Below are 4,245 nucleotides of genomic sequence, written 5' to 3'. Positions count from 1 at the left end.
TTAGTTTACCTTTGGCTTTAGCGGGAGTTGCAGAAACTTTTTTGGGTTTATCGACAGTTCTTCTTGGGTTGGCAGGGGTGGCAATATTAGCAGGTGTGTTCTTCAGTTTCTTTTCGATACCGACTTTTGATGAGACAGGAAACAGGAGACAGGAAACAGGAGACAAGAGACAGGAGACATGGGAATGAGCGAGGAGGTAGGAGTAAGAATTGTCCCAGAATTATTATGCCCAACTATGCACCTAAAATACGCTCCATGCATGAGCATGAAGAGCTGAAACAGGCGCACTTTTGACAAAAAAAGATACAGCAGATTCCAAGTATATGAAATATATAACCCATGTGGTATTTTTTCTTAAAATACAAAGTTTTTAGGAAAGCCGTCTTCAGGCTCCTAAAAACTATAAGGGTTCAGGAAGCTGAAAAATTGACTGCCAGAATCATAAAACCCGGATGGGTATTAATTACAATTGGGTGTTAAACTATTCTGGTACATTATTGATTATGCACCTAATTTCTATACGGAATCTCCGTACCGATCTAGCACCACATCAGCATGATGTTCAAAACCAAGTCAATGTTTGGTACGCAACTGTTAAAAGTGCTGAGTGGAAAAATTTAGAAGAAGTTCGCAGAATTTATCGAGATGCTGAAGCTGTAGGAAATTTTACGGTTTTTAATATTAAAGGAAATAGTTACCGTTTGATTGTTGGAATTAATTACGAAAATCAAACTATTTACTATAAATACTTTTTAACCCATGCTGAATATGACAAGAACAAGTGGAAAGATGACCCTTACTTTTGACCAAAAATATTATCGTGATTTACTAATCAAATTTACTCCCAAAGTTATAGAAACAGAAATAGAATACGAAGCATATTTGGCAGTATTAGAAGAGTTAACTTTTGCTAAAAATCTCACCCAGGAGGAAAAAGCTCTATATAAATTGTTAGTTTTGTTAATAGAAAACTATGAAACTGAAAATTATCCGATGACACCGGTAAAGCCTTACGAAATTTTACAGCATTTAATAGTAGCAAGTGGAATTACTCAACAAGATTTAGTGGGAATTATTGGTTCTGATGAGGTAGTTTCTCAGCTTATGGATGGTAAACTTTCTTTGAATACCTGGCAGTCAAAAGCTCTAGCAGATTATTTCCAAATCTCTCCAACTATTTTTCAATAAAACTTAGGAGGCTAAAAGCATTTTAAATTTCCACATTGGAGTCATTCAATAATGTAAGCATTCAGCTATTAGCTGTCAGCTATCAGCAATAAGTCCTGCTTTTAAGGAAGAAGTTTATAATGAATATAGACTTTAACAACTTTTGTAGTAGAATTTAATTATTGCTCAATTAATACAGCTTTGAAGCCACAGCAAAAACAATAGCTGATAGCTGATAGCTGACGGCTGTTTGCGCAGCATTCCGGAGGAAATGCTTACTTCAAAATTAACGCAACTTCCTTAGCAAAATAAGTCAAAATTAAATCCGCACCAGCTCGTTTCATACTGGTTAAAGTTTCCAACATCACCTTTTTTTCATCTATCCAACCCTTCTCACCAGCAGCCTTAATCATGGCATATTCCCCACTAACGTTATAAGCAGCTACAGGTAGATTTGTTGTCTTTTTTACCTCACAAATAATATCTAAATAAGCGAGCGCCGGCTTAACCATCACCATATCTGCACCTTCGGCAATATCCAAAGCCACCTCTTTGATGGCCTCCCTAGCATTAGCAGGGTTCATTTGATAAGTCTTTTTGTCCCCAAATTTTGGCGCAGAATCCAAAGCATCCCGGAACGGGCCATAATAAGCTGAGGCATATTTAGCAGAGTAGGCAAGTATTCCCACATCGAAGTATTCAGCAGCATCCAAAGCTTTGCGAATCGCTCCAATACGACCATCCATCATATCTGAGGGAGCCACGATATCAGCACCTGCTTCAGCCTGGGATAGTGCTTGTTTGACCAAAGCTTCTACGGTGGAGTCGTTGAGAATGACTCCATTTTCGCTCACAATACCGTCGTGACCTTCGCTGGAATAGGGGTCGAGAGCTACATCAGTAATGACGACAATATCTGGTATTGTTTGTTTAATCGCTTTTACAGTTCTTTGTATTAACCCATCTGGGTTGTAGCTTTCAGTACCAACGTTGTCTTTTTTAGCTTCTTCAACTAGTGGGAATAAAGCGATCGCATTAATTCCTAAATTATAAGCATCCTCTATTTCTTTGAGCAGTAAATCTAGAGTATAGCGATAACTTCCTGGCATCGAAACAACCTCGACTTTTTGCCCTTCTCCTTCCATCACAAATAATGGATAAATTAGATCGTTGACTGTCAACTGAGTTTCCTCAACCATACGTCGCAAAGCAGGAGTGCGACGGAGACGACGGGGACGCTGTACGCCGGGAAATTCTGTGGTTAATTTTGCTTCTGTCATGGGTAGATTACTTGCTTGGTAATTACGATAATCATCATAAATCAGAAAATAACACCTAGTCAATGGAGATTAAAGAGCTACAAAAAGTCAGCAATTTCAGCAGAGAAGGGCGGAAAAATCAAGGGACAAATATATCCGACTACCTCCTCATTTTTTGGTAAAAAATTTTACCTTATTTCCCAACAACTCTATTTATATAGCGTCTTTTTGTAAGTCTTGTTAAACTCTAATTGAGGTAGTAAGTTAATTTCAATTAGGAGTAATATTTTTATGCTTGCCAAGGAAAGATTAGTCCGATTAGAAGAAACTTTAGAGATAGAATATGAGAAACTGGATGAATTTGAAAAGGAATTAGTTTTATTAGCTGCCCCGACTCAAAAATTTGAATTAAAGCAACGCATTAAACGAGATGTACTACCAGGTATTCATAAACACGAAACTGAGTATTTGAACTTGCTGAATGAAGAAGCAGGAGCGTTTGATATTCCAGAGCAACAAGCTAGCCAAGCTATTGAAGAAGTTACTCCTCGGATGAAGAAAAATAATGAGTTTCGTACTTGGCAAGAAGAACTACGCAGACAAATATATCAGTGGAATAATGCGAATAAAGATGAATCTGCATTGTTGCGAGGTGTGCAGTTAGATGTGGCGTTCAAAACTTGGTATCAGAATCGTTTCAATGATTTGGATAAGGAGGAAAGGTCTTTTATTGAACAAAGTTGGGAACTACAGCAGAGGGAAATTCAGCAGCGCAAAAGTGAAAAACAGCGGTTTACCATAGCTGTAAGTGTTCTTACTTGTCTCGGTATTGGAGTTATTGGGTTAATAGTTCTTTTAAATAGACAAACACTCTTAATAACATTTATAGTTGCTAACAAACAACACTTAGCTGGAAAGAATCTAGACAATTTTTACATACCGAAAATTAATTTCTCGCAAGCTAATCTTGTTCAAGCAAACTTATCAAATGCAAATTTAGATGGAAGTAATTTATCAAATGCTAATCTTCAAGAGGCTAGGCTATATGACACTTATGCGCCAAATGCTCAATTTCAGGGTGCTAATCTTGTTCAAGCAAACTTATCAAATGCAAATTTAAATGGCAGTAATTTATCAAATACTAATCTTCAAGAGGCTAGGCTATATGACACTCATGCGCCAAATGCTCAATTTCAGGATGCTAATCTTTCAAAAGTAGACTTATCAAATGCAAATTTAGATGGAAGTAATTTATCAAATGCTAATCTTGAAGGTGCTAAACTACACTATACTTATGCACAAAAAGCTCAATTTCAGGATGCTAATCTTTCAAAAGTAGACTTATCAAATGCTGATTTAAAGAAAGCGGATTTTTCGAGAGCTAAACTCAATGGAGCTAATTTCAGTAACGCTGATATGCAAAATGTTAATCTCCAAAATACTGACCTCTTGCAAGCTGACTTCAGGGGCGTTCAAAATCTGACTATTGAGCAAGTTAAGTCTGCTAAAAATTGGGATAAAGCTTTATATGACGAAGATTTTGCTAAAAAGTTAGGTTTGAAATAAACAACGAGTTTTAGAAAACAGCTTTGGTAGTTTTAGAAAACAAATATTCTGGAAAAATATCGGTCATGCAGTAGAGTTGGCACTAAAATGCAGCTTCTCTAGTTTTAAGCCAACCTAGTTATTTGGTATAAATATAATAGAGCTAAAAGAGAGTTTAGATGATAAAATCGCTCTTTAGGCTAATATGAATGATTTTTTAGTCTGATATTCTAGTAAGGTAACGAAATAACTATATCCCCTAAGTAAAAATGTT

The 4,245-nt window shown here is 36.5% G+C and carries 5 protein-coding genes; 4 read left to right on the top strand and 1 reads right to left on the bottom strand.

Features of this window, described 5'->3' with window-relative positions; translation table 11 throughout:
* From AC3DU7_RS26805 to AC3DU7_RS26795, 3 genes are all read left to right on the top strand, one after another.
* Positions 1-188, top strand: a 188-nt coding sequence (locus AC3DU7_RS26805) for a hypothetical protein (protein ID WP_488042314.1), incomplete at its 5' end; no start/stop codon positions are given.
* Between the two features lie 264 nt (positions 189-452).
* The gene (locus tag AC3DU7_RS26800) at positions 453-806 is read left to right on the top strand and encodes a type II toxin-antitoxin system HigB family toxin (protein ID WP_488042313.1); all 354 of its coding nucleotides are present in this window, start codon (positions 453-455) and stop codon (positions 804-806) included.
* The gene (locus AC3DU7_RS26795; protein ID WP_488042312.1) at positions 790-1,188 is read left to right on the top strand and encodes a helix-turn-helix domain-containing protein; all 399 of its coding nucleotides are present in this window, start codon (positions 790-792) and stop codon (positions 1,186-1,188) included. The genes AC3DU7_RS26800 and AC3DU7_RS26795 overlap by 17 nt, the downstream gene beginning before the upstream one ends.
* Before the next feature lie 254 nt (positions 1,189-1,442).
* On the opposite strand, the gene hemB is transcribed toward AC3DU7_RS26795, so the two are convergent.
* Positions 1,443-2,447 (bottom strand): porphobilinogen synthase, encoded by a 1,005-nt coding sequence (gene hemB, locus AC3DU7_RS26790; protein WP_488042311.1) that lies wholly within the window; start codon positions 2,445-2,447, stop codon positions 1,443-1,445.
* A gap of 270 nt (positions 2,448-2,717) precedes the next feature.
* Between hemB and AC3DU7_RS26785 the strand changes: the two genes are divergently transcribed.
* Positions 2,718-3,992 carry a pentapeptide repeat-containing protein gene (locus AC3DU7_RS26785; protein WP_488042310.1) on the top strand — a complete coding sequence of 425 codons (1,275 nt, stop codon included), beginning with the start codon at positions 2,718-2,720 and terminating at the stop codon, positions 3,990-3,992.
* The last annotated feature ends 253 nt before the right edge of the window (positions 3,993-4,245 follow it).

The sequence above is a fragment of the Okeania sp. genome, assembly GCF_983059655.1.
This window is presented reverse-complemented; position numbering and strand designations above follow the sequence as displayed.

Coding starts and splice junctions, on each gene's coding strand:
- AC3DU7_RS26785 (WP_488042310.1), top strand. CDS start 2,718: ATGCTTGCCAAGGAAAGATTAGTCCGATTAGAAGAAACTTTAGAGATA.
- AC3DU7_RS26795 (WP_488042312.1), top strand. CDS start 790: ATGACCCTTACTTTTGACCAAAAATATTATCGTGATTTACTAATCAAA.
- hemB (WP_488042311.1), bottom strand. CDS start 2,447: ATGACAGAAGCAAAATTAACCACAGAATTTCCCGGCGTACAGCGTCCC.
- AC3DU7_RS26800 (WP_488042313.1), top strand. CDS start 453: ATGGGTATTAATTACAATTGGGTGTTAAACTATTCTGGTACATTATTG.